Source organism: Abiotrophia sp., from assembly GCF_057275535.1.
This window is the reverse complement of sequence record NZ_DBHIRJ010000011.1, coordinates 1-19,083: the sequence shown is the minus strand read 5'-3', so window position 1 is coordinate 19,083 and position 19,083 is coordinate 1. Positions and strand designations below refer to the sequence as shown.

General features: G+C 46.1%; 15 protein-coding genes, 1 tRNA gene and 1 riboswitch. Of the genes, 10 read left to right on the top strand and 6 right to left on the bottom strand.

All coding sequences use genetic code 11. The features are described from left to right. Window positions 1–80 precede the first annotated feature (80 nt). From ntdP to ACO53F_RS08505, 4 genes are all read left to right on the top strand, one after another. Window positions 81–632, top strand: a complete 552-nt coding sequence (gene ntdP, locus ACO53F_RS08520) for a nucleoside tri-diphosphate phosphatase (protein WP_023391066.1) — start codon at window positions 81–83, stop codon at window positions 630–632. A gap of 657 nt (window positions 633–1,289) precedes the next feature. Continuing rightward, window positions 1,290–3,095 carry a glutamine--fructose-6-phosphate transaminase (isomerizing) gene (gene glmS / locus ACO53F_RS08515; protein WP_485138089.1) on the top strand — a complete coding sequence of 602 codons (1,806 nt, stop codon included), beginning with the start codon at window positions 1,290–1,292 and terminating at the stop codon, window positions 3,093–3,095. 332 nt (window positions 3,096–3,427) lie between these two features. After that, window positions 3,428–3,934: a hypothetical protein gene (locus ACO53F_RS08510; protein WP_485138088.1), complete on the top strand. Its 507-nt coding sequence runs from the start codon at window positions 3,428–3,430 to the stop codon at window positions 3,932–3,934. 114 nt (window positions 3,935–4,048) lie between these two features. Then, a complete protein-coding gene (locus ACO53F_RS08505; protein ID WP_268445006.1) occupies window positions 4,049–4,513 on the top strand; it encodes a hypothetical protein in 465 nt (154 codons plus the stop codon). Window positions 4,514–4,582: 69 nt separating this feature from the next. On the opposite strand, the gene ACO53F_RS08500 is transcribed toward ACO53F_RS08505, so the two are convergent. After that, window positions 4,583–5,269, bottom strand: a complete 687-nt coding sequence (locus ACO53F_RS08500; RefSeq protein ID WP_485138087.1) for a YggS family pyridoxal phosphate-dependent enzyme — start codon at window positions 5,267–5,269, stop codon at window positions 4,583–4,585. Between the two features lie 129 nt (window positions 5,270–5,398). Between ACO53F_RS08500 and ACO53F_RS08495 the strand changes: the two genes are divergently transcribed. Both ACO53F_RS08495 and ACO53F_RS08490 read left to right on the top strand, forming a co-directional pair. After that, the gene (locus ACO53F_RS08495) at window positions 5,399–6,676 is read left to right on the top strand and encodes a hydroxymethylglutaryl-CoA reductase, degradative (RefSeq protein ID WP_485138086.1); all 1,278 of its coding nucleotides are present in this window, start codon (window positions 5,399–5,401) and stop codon (window positions 6,674–6,676) included. Between the two features lie 90 nt (window positions 6,677–6,766). Further along, the gene (locus ACO53F_RS08490) at window positions 6,767–7,939 is read left to right on the top strand and encodes a hydroxymethylglutaryl-CoA synthase (RefSeq protein ID WP_485138085.1); all 1,173 of its coding nucleotides are present in this window, start codon (window positions 6,767–6,769) and stop codon (window positions 7,937–7,939) included. 46 nt (window positions 7,940–7,985) lie between these two features. Here the strand turns inward: ACO53F_RS08490 and ACO53F_RS08485 are convergent, their stop codons facing one another. Continuing rightward, window positions 7,986–8,234 carry a hypothetical protein gene (locus tag ACO53F_RS08485; RefSeq protein ID WP_485138084.1) on the bottom strand — a complete coding sequence of 83 codons (249 nt, stop codon included), beginning with the start codon at window positions 8,232–8,234 and terminating at the stop codon, window positions 7,986–7,988. 210 nt (window positions 8,235–8,444) lie between these two features. On the opposite strand from ACO53F_RS08485, the gene malQ reads away from it, so the two are divergent. Next, a complete protein-coding gene (malQ, locus tag ACO53F_RS08480; protein WP_485138083.1) occupies window positions 8,445–10,055 on the top strand; it encodes a 4-alpha-glucanotransferase in 1,611 nt (536 codons plus the stop codon). A 108-nt stretch (window positions 10,056–10,163) separates the two neighbouring features. Then, window positions 10,164–12,443, top strand: coding sequence for a glycogen/starch/alpha-glucan phosphorylase (locus ACO53F_RS08475; protein ID WP_485138082.1), 2,280 nt, complete (start codon window positions 10,164–10,166; stop codon window positions 12,441–12,443). 82 nt (window positions 12,444–12,525) lie between these two features. Here the strand turns inward: ACO53F_RS08475 and ACO53F_RS08470 are convergent, their stop codons facing one another. Continuing rightward, entirely contained in the window at window positions 12,526–14,016 is a 1,491-nt protein-coding gene (locus tag ACO53F_RS08470) for an AcpB/EbpR/MafR family transcriptional regulator (protein ID WP_485138119.1), read from the bottom strand. A 163-nt stretch (window positions 14,017–14,179) separates the two neighbouring features. Next, complete coding sequence (locus tag ACO53F_RS08465) at window positions 14,180–15,670, bottom strand: flavocytochrome c (protein WP_485138081.1); 1,491 nt, start codon at window positions 15,668–15,670, stop codon at window positions 14,180–14,182. Window positions 15,671–15,956: 286 nt separating this feature from the next. Between ACO53F_RS08465 and ACO53F_RS08460 the strand changes: the two genes are divergently transcribed. Further along, the gene (locus ACO53F_RS08460) at window positions 15,957–17,309 is read left to right on the top strand and encodes an FAD-dependent oxidoreductase (protein ID WP_485138080.1); all 1,353 of its coding nucleotides are present in this window, start codon (window positions 15,957–15,959) and stop codon (window positions 17,307–17,309) included. A 103-nt stretch (window positions 17,310–17,412) separates the two neighbouring features. Here ACO53F_RS08460 and ACO53F_RS08455 read toward each other — a convergent pair whose 3' ends face one another. Next, the gene (locus tag ACO53F_RS08455; protein WP_485138079.1) at window positions 17,413–17,964 is read right to left on the bottom strand and encodes a GNAT family N-acetyltransferase; all 552 of its coding nucleotides are present in this window, start codon (window positions 17,962–17,964) and stop codon (window positions 17,413–17,415) included. 80 nt (window positions 17,965–18,044) lie between these two features. Continuing rightward, complete coding sequence (locus ACO53F_RS08450; RefSeq protein WP_485138078.1) at window positions 18,045–18,608, bottom strand: folate family ECF transporter S component; 564 nt, start codon at window positions 18,606–18,608, stop codon at window positions 18,045–18,047. Between the two features lie 59 nt (window positions 18,609–18,667). Continuing rightward, a riboswitch (THF riboswitch) is annotated at window positions 18,668–18,769 on the bottom strand. A 138-nt stretch (window positions 18,770–18,907) separates the two neighbouring features. Here ACO53F_RS08450 and ACO53F_RS08445 point away from each other — a divergent pair. Next, a tRNA-Ser gene (locus ACO53F_RS08445) sits at window positions 18,908–18,995 on the top strand. Window positions 18,996–19,083: the final 88 nt, after the last annotated feature.

Genomic DNA, 19,083 nt, shown 5'->3' with positions numbered 1-19,083 from the left:
GTGAAATTGTGCTATAATATCGGAGTATTGGTTAACGGTCGAAGTACCGGTTCAATTTGGAACGGAAAGTAGGTTCAGTGATGAAACAACCCAAGGAAGGCGAGTTCATCACGATTAAAAGTTATAAGCATGATGGGTCTTTGCATCGGACCTGGCGCGATACCATGGTATTGAAGACCAGCGATCAATCCATCATTGGGTGTAACGATCATACTTTAGTAACGGAATCGGACGGTCGTCGCTGGGTAACCCGGGAAGCAGCCTTACTCTATTATCACCAGCATTTCTGGTTTAATATTGTAGCCATGATTCGCAAACGCGGCGTTACTTATTACTGTAACTTGGCTTCTCCTTATCTGATTGATAATGAGGCGCTCAAGTATATCGACTATGATTTAGATATTAAGGTATTTCCTGATGGGGAAAAGCGGCTGCTGGACTTGGACGAGTACGAGCTCCACAGCAAGCGATACCGCTATCCGGAAGAAATCGATCGTATCCTCAAATATAATATCCAAGAACTGGTCCGCTGGATCGAAGAGAAGAAAGGTCCCTTCGCACCAGAATTCGTGGATATCTGGTATGAGCGGTATTGTCAACTGACTCATCGACGTAAATCTAAGCATAACTGATTAATCGTGATGCCAATTGATTAAAGAAGAGGCTGGGAAAACTCCCAGCCTCTTCTTTTCTTAGGTCTTCAGCCCCAAATCTTTCAGATTTGGGGGCAGGCCTTTGCTTGCACTAGCCTATGAACTTACTAGTCTTGCCTATTTATAGGTTACACCTATAAATAGGGTTTGAGCGCGACTTTTTTACGGGGGAATTTGGCTGTTTTCACATAGTCGGGCCAATTTCACAAGAACGTTCGTGTTTTTAGCCAAGAAGGCTGATTTAAAGGGATTTTTTTTGAATCAATTATGAAAATGCCCTTATATAACAAATGTATATTTGGCTATAAATTTTGTTAGCTTGAGCTTTTAAGTGAGCTCAAGCCCGGTCTAATCAGGAGTTGAGAATTTTTGACATTACAAATACTTTATAGTAAAGTATAAGGAGCTTTTAGAAAATTCAAAGTCAAGGAGGATAGTTGTAGACCAATGGATAGCGCCAGCCCTTCACATGAGAAGGGGACGAGGAGCGGGTTTATCGAATTTTCGGCGGATGACCCGGGGCCGTGCAGTCCACAAGAGAGAGCATAAAACTGGGGATGCAAATCCCAGGACAGAGGCTCTGTCTAAGCACCTAAAAGCAACTTAATTTATGATAATAAAGGAGTTGTTACCCCCATGTGTGGAGTAGTAGGAATGATCGGCGCGGGCAAGGTTCAAGAAACCTTGATTACCGGCCTAGAAAAGTTAGAATATCGTGGTTATGATTCAGCAGGTATCTTTGTGCGCAACAATGAGACCGTGGGCTTCTTCAAGGAAGTAGGGCGCATTGCTCAACTCAAGGAAATTGTGGATTTTGATTTACCTGCCACCGTTGGGATTGGCCACACCCGTTGGGCTACCCACGGGCCAGCTACCCAATACAATGCCCATCCACATTTATCCGCTAGCGGTCGTTTTGCCTTAGTGCACAATGGTGTGATTGAGAACTTTGCTGACCTTAAGGCTAACTATCTGCAAGACGTCGACTTCAAGTCTGATACTGACACAGAAGTCGTAGTTCAATTGATTGAGCACTTTGCCTTAAAAGATGGTTTGTCTGGCAAAGAAGCCTTCAAGAAAGCCTTGAGCTTGATTCACGGTTCTTACGCCTTCGGTTTAATCGATAGTGAGACCCCAGATACCCTCTATGCAGCGAAGAATAAATCACCACTCTTAGTAGGCTTAGGCCAAGGCTACAACCTGATTGCGTCAGATGCCATGGCAACCATTCACTTAACTTCTGACTACCTAGAAATCAAGGACAAGGAATTCGTGACCTTGACCCCATCTGCTGTGACCATCGAAACCTATGCTGGTCAAGTGGTAGAGCGTGCTGCCTTCAAAGCAGAATTAGACGCGGCAGATTTAGAGAAGGGCGCTTACCCTTACTACATGATCAAAGAAATCGACGAGCAACCAACCGTTATGCGTCGTCTGATCCAAGAATATCAAGGCGACAAGGGCCACTTCCACGTGTCTGAAGATCTGTTGGCTGCCTTAACGGAAGCGGACCGCCTCTATGTGGTGGCCTGCGGGACCAGCTACCATGCAGGTTGGGTCGGCAAGAACTTGATTGAGAAGATGGCTGGCAAACCAGTTGATGTCCTCTTAGCCAGTGAATTTGCCTATGACCTACCAATCTTTAGCAGTAAACCGCTCTTTATCTTCTTGACCCAGTCTGGGGAAACGGCAGACAGCCGTCAGGCCTTGGTTCGTGTCAATGAGTTGGGTTACCCATCCTTGACCATTACCAACGTTAAGGGCTCTACCTTATCTCGTGAAGCAAGCCATACCCTCTTGCTACACGCAGGGCCAGAAATCGCAGTAGCCTCTACCAAGGCTTATACTGCTCAAATCGCGGTCATGGCCATCTTGGCAGACTGCCTAGCCCGCCACTTAGGTAAGGAAACAGACTTCGATATGGCACATGAGCTGAGCTTAGTGGCTAGCGCCATGGAATCTATCTTGGCAGAGAAAGACCAGCTTGAAGCATGGTGTAACGCCAACTTGATGGAACCTCGCAATGCCTTCTATATCGGCCGTCTCTTGGACTATTATGTGTCCATGGAAGCTGCCCTCAAGCTCAAGGAGATTACCTATATTCAGACCGAAGCCTTTGCAGCGGGTGAATTGAAGCACGGGACCATTGCCTTAATTGAGGAAGGGACTCCTGTCTTGGCCTTAATCAGCGACCCAAGCGTAGCCGCTCATACCCGCGGTAACGTGGAAGAAGTCAAGGCACGTGGCGCCCAAGCCGTTGTGATTGCAAGCCAAGAAGTAGCCAAGGAAGACGACTTTTTCGTGGTACCAAATGTAACCAAATTATTGAGCCCACTGGCCATGGTTGTCGTGACTCAATTGATTGCTTACTATACTGCCCTAGGCCGTGGCCTAGACGTGGACAAACCACGTAACTTGGCTAAGTCCGTTACAGTTGAATAAAAGATTAAAAGGTTGGGATTGTCGTCCCAGCCTTTTTCTAATGATGGGTAAAATGAGTGGCCTATTGACAGGCAAGGTAGGGAGGCGTATACTATCTGCAAGCACTTACATGAAGTTGAAGGCAGGTATAAGTAGCCTAGCCCTAGACCAAGAAATAGCCGAATATTTGAAAGAAGAGAGCGTGAAAGTAAACCAGTGATAGAACTTGATATGACTTGTTTAGTAGGAGGCCTTGCCTGTTAAAGACTCTATGTTGGTGCCTAATCGTCCTTTTAGCCAGCATCAGTCAATCTTAAGGAGAGACTGACACACAGAATGTGGAGGTGTCCGAGATGAAAGCACTCAAACAATTTCTCATTCCTTTTCTAGCTATTCTGGTTAGCTTGGTCACTTGGACTTCGGCGGCAGCCAGTCCGCGCCAAGTGGTCTTTCGCAATGATAGGGCCGACAGCAGTCTAGTGGCCATTGAAATCAAGGACACGACGGTCCGTCTCTACCTGCCAGAGACCTATCGCTTTAACCGCGACAGTCAGACCGACCAAGTGCTAGATGATTTTTATCAACTAACCCAGAACCCCCAAAGAACTTCCTTGGCTGATCCAAGTAAGAAGCAGGAGGCCAGCCAGGAAAGGCTGGACTATGTCGAGCATAGTGACTATGACCAAGACATCACACCGCGTTACTTTGAGTTTAAGAATGTGGAAATAGTAGAAGAGCCATCTTCTATTAAGGTCCTATATGATAAGACCACGGTCACGCGTTTAGTGGCTCAAATTCTGACCGGCAAGGCCCTGGATTTACAGGGTAACCAATTTTCTATTCAAGAAGTCAAGCCATAAGACCATAGCCGACTACTTAGCAGTGACTTGCCAAAGTAGTCGGCTTTTTCATTGCTATTTCATAAGGCTATGCTATAATAAGATTATGGAAACGCTTAACAAGGAGGTTCTTATATGGAAAAAGTTGTGTACACGAACTATTGGGTAGACCGCTATACAGATGCCCGCAAGGAGCATGGATCCTACCTGACGGAGGAAGAAGCCCTCAACGCTATTTACACCTGGTGGCGCATCCACAAGGAACACCATCGGGATGTCAAGGAGACGCGGACTAATACCGGGGCCTTGGAAATCACCTATGATGATGACCGTTACGTCTACCGGATTGAAAAACGCAAATTCCAAGGCAATTTGCCAAGTCGTAGCTATCAACTCTGGACTCAAGGACAAATTGAGGCCCAACGTCAACAACTGCAACTGTCTGATGATGAGTTCCTCTTCGACGAGTTGGCTGAGCCTTACCGCGACCGTCTCATTGAAGTGATGGCTGATGCTAGCAAGGTACGCAACTTCTGCTATACCCAAGATGGCCGCCTAGTGGTGAAACTGTCTGACCTCAAGGCAGCCCGTCAACGTTAAAAACAATAAAATAAGCCCCTGAAGCCATTTGGAATCCTGGCTTCAGGGGTCTTTTCTTGATAGCATAACTTAATAGCCTTCAGGCGCGAATAGGGCACTGCCCACACGCAGGAAGCTAGCACCTTCCTCGGTGGCCATGGTATAGTCTTGGCTCATGCCCATGCTGAGCTCAGTACAAGGAGCATGAGGATAGCCGGCTTCTTGGACTAGGAGTTGGAGATGTTTGAGAGTCTTGAAGAAGAAGTGGAGCTCGCCTTCTAGGGCATCGGCTGGCGCCATGGTCATCAGGCCTACGATTTCAATCTTGTCGTAAGGAGCTAGTTGCTCGATGGCTGCAAAGACTTGTTCGGGCTCATAGCCTGTCTTGCTCTCTTCACCCGAGACATTGACTTGGAGGAAGCACTTGATGGGGTGGTCAGCCCGCTTTTGAATTTCCTTGGCTAAGTCAAAGCGGTCTAGGGCATGGAGATAGTCAATTTGATTGATAAACTCCTTGACCTGGCGGGTTTGGACCCGGCCGATGAAGTGCCAGACAATGTCTGGAGCAGTTTGGGCTAGGGCGGCCTGCTTTTCTAAGAGGGCAGGATAGCGATTCTCGCCAAAATGCCGTTGGCCTAAACCATAGAGGGCTTGAATTTGGTCGGCGCCCACGGTCTTGCTGACGGCAATTAGCTGAGGGGCCTTGCCTTCTGGGCTATGTTTTTGGATACAGTCTAAGACCGCCTGGTAGCGATCCTGGATGAGCTTCTGAGTCATGGAATATTCCTCCTACTTAATGGCTGTAGTATAGCACGCTAGCTAACTTTTTGCAAAAGTCCCGCGTTCCCAAGTGGCGTGGGACATGCTATACTAAGGAGGTAGAATACGTCTTGAGGAGGATCTAAGATGCCAGCAGATTTTGGAGCTTTCTATCAGAAAGAAATCGGCCAGCGCCGGGCCATTTTGGCGACTTATTTAGAAGAGAGAGGGCAAGGCCAAGCCCTAGAAACAGCCCTTGCCTTGCCAGAGTCAGTGGCCAACCAGTTGATTGAGAACTATGTGGGCAATTATAGTCTGCCTTTTGGTCTGGCTCCGACCTTCAAAATTAATGGGCGAGACTATGTGGTGCCAATGGCTATTGAAGAGCCTAGTGTGGTGGCGGCCGCCAGCAACGGGGGCAAACGTCTGGGCAATATCCAGTCTCAGGTTTTGAGTCGCCAATTAATCGGTCAGATTGTGCTAACCGATATTGAAGACCTGGCTAGCGGGCTTGAGCAAGTTTTGGTTCAAAAAGACCACTGGCTGAACCTAGCTCGGGCAGCCTGTCCTAGCATGGTGGCTCGTGGTGGCGGCCCCTGCGATTTATGGGCCGATAGCTACGGGGATGACCAGGGCGATTTTCTTTGTGTCTATTTGAGTCTGGATCCCTGCGATGCCATGGGCGCCAATGTCATGAATACGGTCCTAGAGGCGCTAGCACCTGAAGTTGAAGCAAGCCTGGGTGGTCAAGCCCTCCTGCGGATTCTTTCTAATCATGGTGACAAGCTCCTAGTCAAAGCCCAGGTTAGCCTACCTGTTTCCCAGCTTCACGCCAATCCAGAGCAGGCCTTGACTTTGGCCAAACGTTTGAGTCAAGCCAGTCGTGTGGCCCAGTTGGATCCACGTCGGGCGGTGACCCACAATAAGGGTATTATGAATGGGGTAGATGCGGTCTTGCTTGCCACAGGCAATGACTGGCGAGCGGTGGAAGCCGGTGTCCACGCCCATGCGGCTCGGGATGGTCAATATCGGGGCCTCAGTCAATGGACCCTTTCCGCTGACCAAGCAAGACTAGAAGGGGAATTAACCCTGCCCTTGTCCCTTGCGACCGTTGGCGGGACCCTAGCTGTCCATCCAACGGCCCAATTGGCCCTGGCTATTTTAGGCAAGCCCAATGCCCGTGAGCTGGCTCAAATCATTGCAGCAGTCGGCCTAGCCCAGAACTTTGCTGCCTTGAGAGCCCTAGTGACTGACGGCATTCAAAAGGGCCATATGGCCTTGCAAGCCCGGTCCTTGGCCCTTCAAGTCGGTGCCAGCCTAGAGGAAGTGCCTGCTCTGGTAAAGGCCTTGCGTCAGGCCCCTACCATGAACCGGACTTTAGCAGAGCAAGTCTTGGCCCAGCTACGCAGCCAAGAGGGAAGTTAAAAAATTTATTAAGTTAGCGCGCCTTTAAGATAAAGGCGCCTTTTTCGTGGTACAATAAGCGTGACAAATTAGGAATATAGGTGATAAAAGATGACCGTAACTGTCGGTATAGACAAAATCGGGCTCTATGTGCCCCAATACTATATTGAAATGACCGAATTAGCTCAAGCCCGTGGTGTTGAGCCAAGTAAATACACGATTGGTATTGGCCAAGACAAGATGGCCGTGCCACCTCTGGACCAAGATGTAGTTGCGATGGCAGCCAATGCAGCAGCTAGCATCTTAGATGAGCATGACCGTTTAGCTATTGACCAAGTCATTGTCGGGACAGAGTCGGCCTTCGACTATTCCAAATCAGTGGCCAGCTACTTACATGAATTATTGGCCCTTCAACCTTACTGTAAGGCCTATGAAATCAAGCAAGCTTGCTACGGGGCGACCGCTGGGCTCCAGTCGGCCTGTGACTACGTTCGCCTACGACCAGACCGTAAGGTACTAGTAGTGGCCACCGACATCGCCCGCTACGGTCTTGGCACGCCAGGTGAGCCTACGCAAGGAGCTGGGGCAGTAGCCCTCCTCATCTCTGCTAATCCGCGGATTTTGGCCTTGGATAGCCAATCTATTTCTTATACTGATAACCAATTTGATTTCTGGCGTCCATCTTATTCTGACGTGGCGCTAGTAGATGGCAAATTCTCGACTGAACTCTACCAAGATTGCTTCTGTCAGGTCATGGCGTCAGCTAAACAAGCAGGGTTATCGCCTGAAAATTGGCGCAATGTGGTCTTCCATCTGCCATTTACCAAGATGGGCAAGAAGGCCTTGGATGCCTTGGCTCAAAAAGGAAGCCTGGATGCCAATCTGATTGAGCGTTGGCAGGCAGCCTATGAACCGGCTACACGTTTGGGGCGTCAGGTAGGCAATATTTACACCGGATCCCTCTATCTCAGCCTCCTGTCCTATTTGACAGAAGTAGAGGATTTAGTAGCAGGGGACAGTCTGGGACTCTTCTCCTATGGTTCAGGCGCGGTCGCCGAACTTTTTTCTGGGACGCTACAAGAAGGCTTTAGACAGGCTCTGGATCTGGCAGCCTTAAAGGCTCACCTGGAGCGCCGCCAAGCCCTATCTGTCCAGGACTACGAGCGGATTTTCGCTCAGCGCTTGCCACAAGAAGCGGACTATCAAGTAGCTCGCCAAAGCCAAGAAGCAGGCTTTGTCTTAGATAAAATCGACGGCCACCGCCGTTACTATGGCAAACACTAAAAAACCAGGACCTAAGTCCCAGTTTCTTTTTTGATATAGGGCTAGCTTAAAGGCTGTCTAAGCTAAAATGAAGGCTGCCATCTTCCTTAAGCAAGACAGGAACCCCAACTCTAGCGCCATCCTTAACAGCTTGAAACTCTGGTCGGCTATCACGCAAGTGGAGAAAGGCCTTGAGTTCCCGCATGGAATTCGTAATATTGACTGCATCATAGCGGATACCACGAGCTTCAAGTCCAGCTACAAAAGGTTGGGTATCGGGGCACTTGTCACTAAAAAATAGGGTAGGGTGAGTCATGAAAAAATCCTCCTTAAACTAATGGTCTTTAGACTCATTTTAAGCCTGATATGACTAGGAAACAAGGGATTTGCTTGTAAGTTTTGAAACCAGTTCTAATGACTGATATTCTGATACCGAGAACATCAGGAAAAGGCATTGCACTTGCAAACCGTTTGCGTATAATTAGAGTTGTCAAAAAAAAAGAAAATATGCAAAGGAGGTTTGGGTATGCAACGTACGAGTGGCGTACTCCTTCATATATCATCTCTCCCATCTAAGTTTGGGATTGGGTCTTTCGGGCAATCTGCCTATGATTTTGTCGATTTCCTGGCAAAAACAGGCCAACAATACTGGCAAATTTTGCCTCTAGGGACCACGTCTTATGGAGACTCCCCTTATCAATCATTCTCTGCCTTTGCCGGCAACACTCACTTCATCGACTTGGATCTCCTAGTTGAAGCAGGCTGGCTGACAGAAGCTGATTATGCTGGGGTAGACTTCGGTGACCATCCAGAATATGTGGACTATGCCAAGGTCTATACAGAACGTCGTCCAATCTTGGAGAAGGCAGTCGCTAACTTCTTGGCTAAAGCTGACAAGAAGGACTACCAACAATTCTTGGCGGACAACTATGAATGGTTGGAGCCATACTGTGAATACATGGCAATCAAGGAGCACTATGATCTCAAGCCATGGTTCCAATGGGATCCAAAAGCTACCTTGCGCGATGAAGCGACTATCGTTCATTTGCGTCAACAATTAGCGGATGTCTTGACCTACCACCGTGTAGTGCAATACTTCTTCAACATCCAATGGCAAGCACTTAAGAAATATGCCAATGCTCAACACATTGAGATTATTGGGGACATGCCAATCTATGTTGCAGCGGATAGTGTTGAAATGTGGATGACCCCACATTACTTCAAGACATCTGAAGATCACCAACCAAGCGTAGTGGCTGGTTGCCCACCAGATGCCTTTACTGCTGATGGCCAACTATGGGGTAACCCAATCTATAACTGGGATGCTATGAAGGCTGACGGTTATGCTTGGTGGATTACTCGTCTTAAGGAAAGCTTCAAGCTCTACGATGTGGTTCGGATTGACCACTTCCGTGGCTTCGAGTCCTACTGGGAAATTCCATTTGGCGACACCACTGCTATTAATGGTGAGTGGGTCAAAGGCCCAGGTAGCGACCTCTTCCGTGCTATTCGCAAGGAACTAGGCGACGTGAAGATTATTGCTGAAGATTTAGGCTTCATGACCCAGGAAGTAATTGATATGCGGGATGAAACCGGCTTCCCAGGTATGAAGATCATGCAATTTGGTTTTGGCGGAGGGGATTCAGTTGATTTACCTCACAATTACGTCTATAATTCTGTATGTTATGTGGGAACCCACGATAACGAAACTGGTTTAGGCTGGTTCCAAGACTCAGCTGATGAGGCATCACGTGAATTCTTCAATGCCTACATGAGACGTGGGGAAAATGAAACAGTTTCTCATGCCCTCAACCGCGGGATTGCTGCTGCTGTCAGCAAGATGGCAATCTACACCATGCAAGACTTGTTGAACTTAGGTAACGAAGCGCGTATGAACGTGCCATCTACCTTAGGTAACAACTGGAAATGGCGTATGAAGTCAGATGCTCTGACTGACCAATTAGCGGAAGAATTATTGGAGTTGACAACTACCTACTGCCGTTTGAATCCTGCCTTCAAAGTAGCAAGTGAAGAGGCTGAAGTAGCGGAAGAGACTAAGTCAACTAAGACTACTGAAGTTCAAAAGGCCAAAAAGCCAAAAAGCCCGCAACTAAGTAATACCCAGCAAGACCCGTAAATAAATGTGGCCGGTGTTAGGAGATTTCTTCTAACACCTCTTGCTTGCCTACCTGTTAATCAGAAAGATCTTTGAGGCTTACGGCCTAATCAATATAAGGAGTTAAACATGACTATTTTAGAAAACTACACTAACAAGCTTTTCAATAAATCAATTGATGCTTGTAACGATGCAGAACTTTACAAAGCCCTTTTAGATATTACGCGTGACAAATCTCGCGAATTACCAACTCACGATGACAAGAAAAAACTCTACTACTTCTCTGCAGAGTTCTTAATCGGGAAACTTTTGAGCAACAACCTCTTGAACTTAGGTATCTACGATGAAGTGAACGCTGAGTTACAAGCTCACGGCAAATCTATCATGGATATCGAACAAGCTGAAAATGAACCTTCCTTAGGTAACGGGGGCTTGGGTCGTTTGGCTGCCTGCTTCGTTGACTCTATCACCAAATTAGGGATCAACGGGGACGGGGTTGGTTTGAACTACCACTTCGGGCTCTTCCGTCAAGTATTCAAAGACAACCAACAAACGACTATTCCAGATGCTTGGTTGACTGGCGATGACTGGACTATCCAAAGCAAGAAGGCTTATACTGTTCCTTTCCGCAAGTTCTCCTTGCATTCTACCCTTTATGATATCGACGTATTAGGTTACAAACAAACTAAGCGTAACCGTCTCCGTCTCTTCGACTTAGACAGCGTGACTTCTGACATTATTGAAGATGGCATTTCCTTCGACAAACACGACATCGAGAAGAACTTGACCCTCTTCCTCTACCCAGATGACTCTGACCACGCAGGTGAAGTATTACGTATTTACCAACAATACTTCATGGTATCTAACGGGGCTCAATTGATCTTGGAAGAAGCAGTCGCTAAGGGCAGCAACTTACACGACTTGGCAGACTACGCAGTGATCCAAATTAACGACACTCACCCAGCCTTAGTTATCCCAGAAATGATTCGTCTCTTGGGCGAACGCGGGATTGAGTTCGATGAAGCAGTAGAAATCGTTCGTTCCATGACTGCCTTCACTAACCACACAATCTTGGCTGAAGCCTTAGAAAAATGGCCTGTATCCTTCTTGGAAGAAGTAATTCCTAACGTGATGGCCATTATCCGTAACTTGGATGCTCGTATTAAAGCACAATTCCCAGATAACGACGCAGTACAAATCATCGACCAATTTGACCGTGTTCACATGGCTCACTTGTCAATCCACTACGGTTTCTCTGTAAACGGGGTTGCAGCTCTGCATACTGATATCTTGAAGAAGTCAGAATTACATGCCTTCTACGAAATCTACCCAGAAAAATTCAACAACAAGACTAACGGGATTACCTTCCGTCGTTGGATTATGGATGCTAACAAGGAATTGTCTGACTACATCGACTCCTTGATTGGCCGTAAATGGCACCACACTGCTGAGTTAGAAGGCTTACTCAACTATGTCAACGACCAAGCAGTCTTAGATAAGTTAGAGTCTATCAAGTTCAATAACAAGCTCCGCCTCAAACACTACCTCAAGGAAGTACAAGGCGTAGACATTAACGAGCACTCTATTTTTGACATCCAAATCAAACGTATGCACGAGTACAAGCGTCAACAAATGAACGCTCTCTACGTAATTAACAAGTACTTAGACATTAAAGCCGGCAACATTCCAGCAACTCCATTGACTGTTTTCTTCGGTGGGAAGGCTGCACCAGCTTATACAATCGCTCAAGACGTTATTCACTTAATCTTGACCTTGTCTCAAGTAATTGCTAATGATCCAGAAGTAAGCCCACACTTACAATTGGTAATGGTTGAAAACTATAACGTAGAACGTGCTCAATACTTGATTCCAGCATGTAACATTTCCGAGCAAATCTCCTTGGCTTCTAAGGAAGCAAGTGGTACTGGTAACATGAAGTTCATGTTGAACGGTGCTTTGACCTTAGGGACTGAAGATGGTGCTAACGTGGAAATCCACGAATTAGTTGGTGATGACAATATCTACATCTTCGGTAAGCACAGTGATGAAATCATCAAGCTCTACGAAACTCAAGGTTATGTAGCACGTGACTACTACGAGCATGACGCGATTCGTCCATTAGTTGACTTCATCGTGAGCGATAAGATGTTAGCAGCAGGGAACGAAGAGCGCCTCAACCGTCTACATCATGAATTAATCAGCAAAGACTGGTTCATGACCTTAATTGACTTGGAAGAATACATCCAAGTGAAGGAAAAGATGTTAGCTGACTACGAAAACCGTACTGAATGGAACAAGAAAGCCTTGATTAACATTGCTAAGGCTGGCTTCTTCTCATCTGACCGGACCATTGCAGAATACAACCGCGATATCTGGCACTTGAAAGAAAACCGTGTAGAAATCGACTAATCGATTAATTAGAAAGCTGGGTTTATCCCGGCTTTCTTTTATATAACAAAATAGCCGGAGGACTTAGTCTTCCGGCTATTTATTAACTTTCTTGAGAGCACTGAGCAAGCTCATTGCCAATATTATTAAGTCGTTCAATCAGCGTTTCAATGGAAATGGCATTGATATTGATGAATAATTTAGAATGCAATTGTGGGATAGGCACATTGCTGAGAATAACGTCATATTCAGAACGAATCACTTCCCGGACATTCTGATAGAGAACCTGCGGGGCATGGAATTCAAGTTGCTGGGAGCAAGAACAAGCCAAGAGGTCACGAATCATCAAGGAGTGGGAAGAGTTAATATTACTGAAAATCCCCACGCGAATCTTCTTCTGGCATTTCATGAGCTGAGGAATTAATTCAGACCAAGTAGAGAAGATGGTGTAGATTAAGTATCGAACAATTTCAGGGCCTGTATGAAGCTTATTGGCTTGACGGTATTGAATAACAGATTTCTCAATATAATTGTAGAAGTCTGGAAAATCTTCGTAGAGATGGCTCATCCAAGTTGCCCGACGTCGGAAAATTTCAGATTTAGCGAATACCTCGTAACATTCAACAGAAGAGGCGTTGTGGAAGAGGATGGTCAGAACTTCTGGGTTGCTGATTTCAAGATTGAAATGCTGGCGAATATCCTCAATCATAAGCTGAGCCTGAGTCAGTGAAGTATGGATGGAGGCTTGTAGGCGCGACGCCTTTAGCATATCTTGATAGGTGTAGAAGAAATCATCCCGCAAGAATGGGTAGAGTAGGTTAGACAGCACGATGTCTCCCAAAGGTTCTCCCACATAGTCAGATAAAGATCGAATAAATTCCTGGTCTGCTTTTTGCTCTAATGCCTGAGCAAAACGACTCGAAACATTGGTTATGTGGAGTGGAAGGTCCCGTTTGAAGTGGTGACGCTTGATGTTAATAATAGTTGCGCGCTTAATCAGGTAGTAGAGGGAGAAATCCAGTGGCCGATCCAAAATCTTGATGAAGGTGGCCACGAATTTGTCTACATGGGCTTCTTTGATATCTTCAAACGGCCAAGTAGTTGAGGGATAGCGCTCAGCGAAGTACTGGCCAAAGAAGAAGCGAATCTCATTCTCATTACCTATGATGGCTAGCGGTTTGGTAGATACCTGAATATTATAGAGGCCATTAAACCAACGGTTAATACGACGAATGGTTCGGTAGAAGGTAGGGTAACTCATGAAAAAGTGTTCTAGGACCTCTTCCATTTCAGTTTGGGGGTGGAAGAAGAGGTATTCTAAAACTTGGAAGTGGACAGAGTTAGCCAGGTAGAATTGGTAGGCTAGGTTGATGTCGACCGTGAAGCGATTGACCATTTTAGCGCCATCAGGCTGGACTGAAATCTCATACTGTGGCAGATTACTGGCAATTTGCTGGAGGTCTTCCTTCAAGATACGAGTAGAACAGTCGAGGGTATCAGCCAGTTGGTCTAATGGCAGAGCGTCATCAGAAGCGTGGAGGATATTTAATAACTGGAGTTGACGCTTATGCGTCTTAGAAAGTAACTTTTCGATGATGATGGCCCCCTTAAATTTGTACTGACGAATTCTTATTAATTATATCATAAAAATGTTTGTTTGCGGAAAAAAGATGACCCAAAATCACAAAAAAACAAGACAATTTGACAGCTTCTAACCATACAAAAAACACCTCCCAAAAGGGAGGTGTGACTTGTCCTTATTCTTTGACAAAGGCAGCAGATTGTTCACCAGCTTGGCGACCGAAGATAATGATGTCGGCAACGGCGTTACCACCGATACGGTTAGCACCGTGAACCCCACCAGTTACTTCACCAGAAGCGTACAAACCTTTGATTGGTTGGTTTTCCTTGTTGAGGACTTGTGCGTTAGTGTTAATCTTAAGACCACCCATGGTGTGGTGAATCCCAGGAGCAATTTTAATCGCGTAGTATGGTGCTTGTGACAAGTCGTTGTCCATCCCGGTTGTCCGGCCGAATTCGTCGTCCTTCTTATCAGCAACAGCCTTGTTCCAAGTTTCCAGGCTAGCTTTTAAGTTAGCTGGGTCAACACCAATTTCTTTAGCTAAGTCTTCAATAGTGTCACCTTTGACCACTAAGCCTTTAGATTCGTATTGGTTGATGGCTTTAACGCGTCCCTTAAGGGCTTCGTCGAAGACTACGTAAGCTGCTTTTCCTTCTTGGCCGATAATGGCAGCAGAAACCTTATCACGGGTTTCTAATTCGTTGAAGAAACGTTTACCTTCTTGGTTGATTAAGATCGCACCTTCACCACGAACGGCTTCAGTGATTAAGTAAGAAGTCTTTTGTTCAACAGAAGGGTGGATTTGGATTTGATCCATATCAACGGTTTGTGCGCCCAATTTTTCGGCCATCTTGATACCGTCCCCTTGGGAACCTTCTTGGTTAGTTGTAACAAAGCCTTTGAGTTCTGGCTTAAGTTGGCTGACCATGTCTAAGTTAGCCCCGAAACCACCTGTAGCTAAGACAACAGCCTTAGATTTGATAGTTTTTTCTTGGCCTTCAACGGTCACTTTAACGCCAGAAACAGCGCCATTTTCTTCCGTAATTTCTGTTACATCAGAGTTAACAAAGGTTGGAATCTTACGCTCAGTTACGTTAGCGTAGAGGCCTTCTACTAAGTAGCCCCCAATTGCAGAACCATCTGATGGACGGTGTGTACGCTTAACGCTCATCCCACCGGTAGTGGTTAAGTTATCTAGCTTAATGTTCATAGAGTCTAACCAATCAATGGCGCTAGCAGAGTGATCTACTAAGAAGCGAAGCAATTCTGGATCGTTCTTTTCTTTCCCGCCCTTGAAGGTTTCTTCGTAGAACTTGTCGTTAGAGTCTTCAATGCCAGCTTCCTTTTGGAATTTGGTTTCGCTGGCGTTCATCCCAGCAGAAGACTTGCTAGTATTCCCACCCACGATTGGCATTTTCTCGAAGATTACAACGTTGGCTCCAGCGTCATGGGCTGCGATTGCTGCGGCCATACCGCCACCACCGGAACCGACAACGACTACGTCATAGCTTTCCTTGAGTTCAGCTGGGTCCGTATATTTTTTCTCGGACGCCCCTGAAGTTGTATCGGGCTTGGAAGAATCTTGGGCTAAGACAGACAAGGTGTGACCGAGGCTAGCAAAGACCAAGAACAAAGCTGCGAAAAGGATAGATAATTTTTTACGCATGTGAACTGACATCTCCTTTTGTGATTTAATTATCTTATTATATTATACAGAATTTTGGCTTAAATTTCAATCTTTTGCCGGAAAAAGACAGAAAAAGATACCTTTTCTAGTGGACAGGGAAAAATGAAAAAACTTTGTGAAAGCAAGGTGGATAAGAGTCTTGTTAAATCAGGGATGTAAACGCTCAAAAAACTTGCTTTAAAGAGCTTAAAAAGCTACCTTTTTTACTGTATATATGGTATGATGTATCTGTTGCTAAGCAATATCTTAAGGAGGAAGAAAAAATATGAAAGTAGTAGTAGTTGGCTGTACTCATGCAGGAACAGCATCTGTTAAAACTATTTTAAATGATCACCCAGAAGCGGAAGTTGTTGTTTACGAACGTAATGACAACGTATCCTTCTTGTCTTGTGGGATTGCTTTATACGTCGGTGGGGTTGTGAAAGATCCTCAAGGGCTCTTCTACTCAAGCCCAGAAGAATTAGCTTCTTTAGGTGCTAAAGTCAACATGGAACACGATGTTTTAGAGGCTGACTTGAAAGCCAAGACCTTACGCGTTAAAAACCTCAAAACTGGTGAAGAATTCGAAGAAACTTATGACAAGTTAGTGGTAACGACTGGTTCTTGGCCAATCATCCCACCATTAGAAGGTTTAGACTTAGAAAACGTTCAACTCTGCAAGAACTACAACCAAGCAAAAGAAATCTTCGCTAAGAAGACTGACAAGCAAAAAGTGGTAGTTATCGGTGGGGGTTACATCGGGATTGAACTCGTTGAAGCTTTCAACTTAGAAGGTAAAGACGTTACCTTGCTTGACGGTTTAGACCGTATCTTGAACAAATACTTAGACCCAGAATTCACGGATATCTTAGAAGAAGACTTGCGTAACCGTGGCGTTGAAGTACGCCTTAACGAAATGGTTCAAGGCTTCAAAGGCGAAAATGGCGTCGTGAAGAAAGTGGTAACCACTGGTGGCGAATACGAAGCTGACATGGTAATCCTCTGTGTAGGTTTCCGTCCAAACACTGACTTAGTTAAAGACCAAGTTGAAACCATGCCTAACGGTGCTATCATTGTTGACGACTACATGAAGACTAGCCATCCAGATGTCTTTGCAGCGGGTGACTCCTGTGCGGTTAACTACAACCCTAACGGTGGCCATGCTTACATTCCATTAGCAACTAACGCTGTGCGTATGGGTGCTTTGGTTGGTAAGAACATCGCGGGCGACAAAGTTCGTTACCGTGGGACTCAATCAACTTCTGGTCTCCACCTCTTCGGTTGGAACATTGGCTCAACTGGGGTTAATGAAGGTTCTGCTAAGCACTTCGGTTTAGACACTCGTTCAGTATACGTGGTGGACAACTACCGTCCAGAATTCATGCCAACAAACGAGAAAATCTACATGAAGTTAGTTTACGAAGTAGGGACCAACCGTATCGTAGGTGGGCAAGTAATGTCTAAATACGACTGTACCGCTTCTGCTAACACCTTGTCCTTGGCTATCCAAAACAAGATGACCATTGAAGACTTGGCTTATGTTGACTTCTTCTTCCAACCTGTCTTTGACCGTCCTTGGAACTACCTCAACATCTTAGCTCAAGCTGCAGTTGAACAAGAACGCAAACTTAACGCTTAATAGCAAATGGGACTGGCCTTGCCAGTCTCTTTTTTTATGGATACACGGGGTAAATTAAAAATCCCATTATATCATATATGATATAATGGGATTTTTGTCTGGCCTATAAATCAGATTTGAGCAGGCTATAGTGGGCGATATCCACAATGCCTTGGTTGTTGTGCCCGGCTTGGCGTAGAATGCCTTCAAAGTGGAAGCCTGCCTTTTGCATGACGCGACCAGATCCAGGATTGGCAGTATCATGGGTGGTACTAAGTCGATTGAGGTCTGCTTCTTGCAAGAGGAAACGGCTGACCGCAATGAGGGCTTGGGTCATGTAGCCTTTGCCCCAGTAATCTCGTCCTAAGACATAGCCTATGGTCATGGAATTGGTGCCAGGCACATAGTCGAGGGCACTAATATCGCCAATGACTTGGTCAGGCTGGGATTTGAGAGTGATGGCCCATTTAAAGGAATCTCCGTCTTGATAGGAGGCTACCCAACGCTCTAGGATGGCTTGAGTGACGCTTAAGTCGGCGTGAGCCGGCCAGATCAGGTAGGTGACATTGTCGGGACGGCCCGCCCAGTTGTTGAACATGGCAGGCGCATCTGATAGTTCAAATCGTCGTAAAATAAGGTCTTCTGTGATGAGAGTTTGGGTTCCAATGGCTTTCATAAGCAAGCCTCCTTTCTTTGACCTTGATTATACGCCCAAGAAAGAAAAAAGCCAAGACAGACGGACTGTCTTGGCTAGTTTTATTTTTTGCTCAAAAGGCTAGGGAATTGAATCTGTTCCATGATTCGTTTGATTGGCGCATTATTGAATAAGTAATAGAGGACGACGGAATTGACCACTAGGGAAGCCATGTTTTTGTAGAAGCGTACAGGCAAGATGGCCATAATGGCTTTTTGCTGAACCATCATGGTCCAGAGGGTATTGAGCCCCAAGTTACAGATGAAGGTGATAGCCAAGACAGTCAGGAAGATTCGAAGAGGGGTCTTAGCTTGGCGGTGAAGGCCAAGCCCGTAAATTAGCCCACCGACAATGGCAGTTAGGGTGTAGCCTGGGAAGTAGTCCCCCTTAGCACCGCCTAAAGCGAACTTAAGAATATCGTGGGCAGCGCCAAGAATCATGGCAGGGATTGGGCCGGCAATTGCGCCAGTCAAGGCAGCCCCCACAAAGCCAAAACCCATTTTGGTAACGCCTAAATTGACTTCAGGTAGGTAATCCAAGGCGAAGCGGATAGCCAACAAGATGGCCAGGGTGGTTAATTGTAGGGTGGTGACGGCGCCTTTACGGCGGTATACTTGATTTTCCATTTTAATAGCATCTCCTTAATTTAGCGAGCTGCTTCATTTAACTGACAGAACCAATTAAATGCAGCGAATGCAGAAAAGAAACCGCAAAATGTCCAGCATTTTTTCGTATAGGAGCAACATTCCATCTCGCTATCACTTAACGCTTCTTTTCTTACTCTGGTGTTAGTTGGTGTCAGCGCCCTTCTTGCCTTAACCTCCTTCTTCTAGATTAGGGTTCTAACCTCCTAAGCATAGGGATAAAAGGAGGCTTTGTCAAGCCTTGCAGACTAAGAATTCCGGTGCTATAATAAGCTTGTTCCGGAGACGTACCGAAGAGGCCGTAACGGGAATGACTCGAAATCATTTTGTCGGGCAACCGGCACGTGGGTTCGAATCCCACCGTCTCCGTTATATCAGATAAAAAAAGCCATCCCACGTAAGTGTACTGCACCCCATAAGTTGGACAATAAAAATCCAACTTATGGGGTGTTTTCAA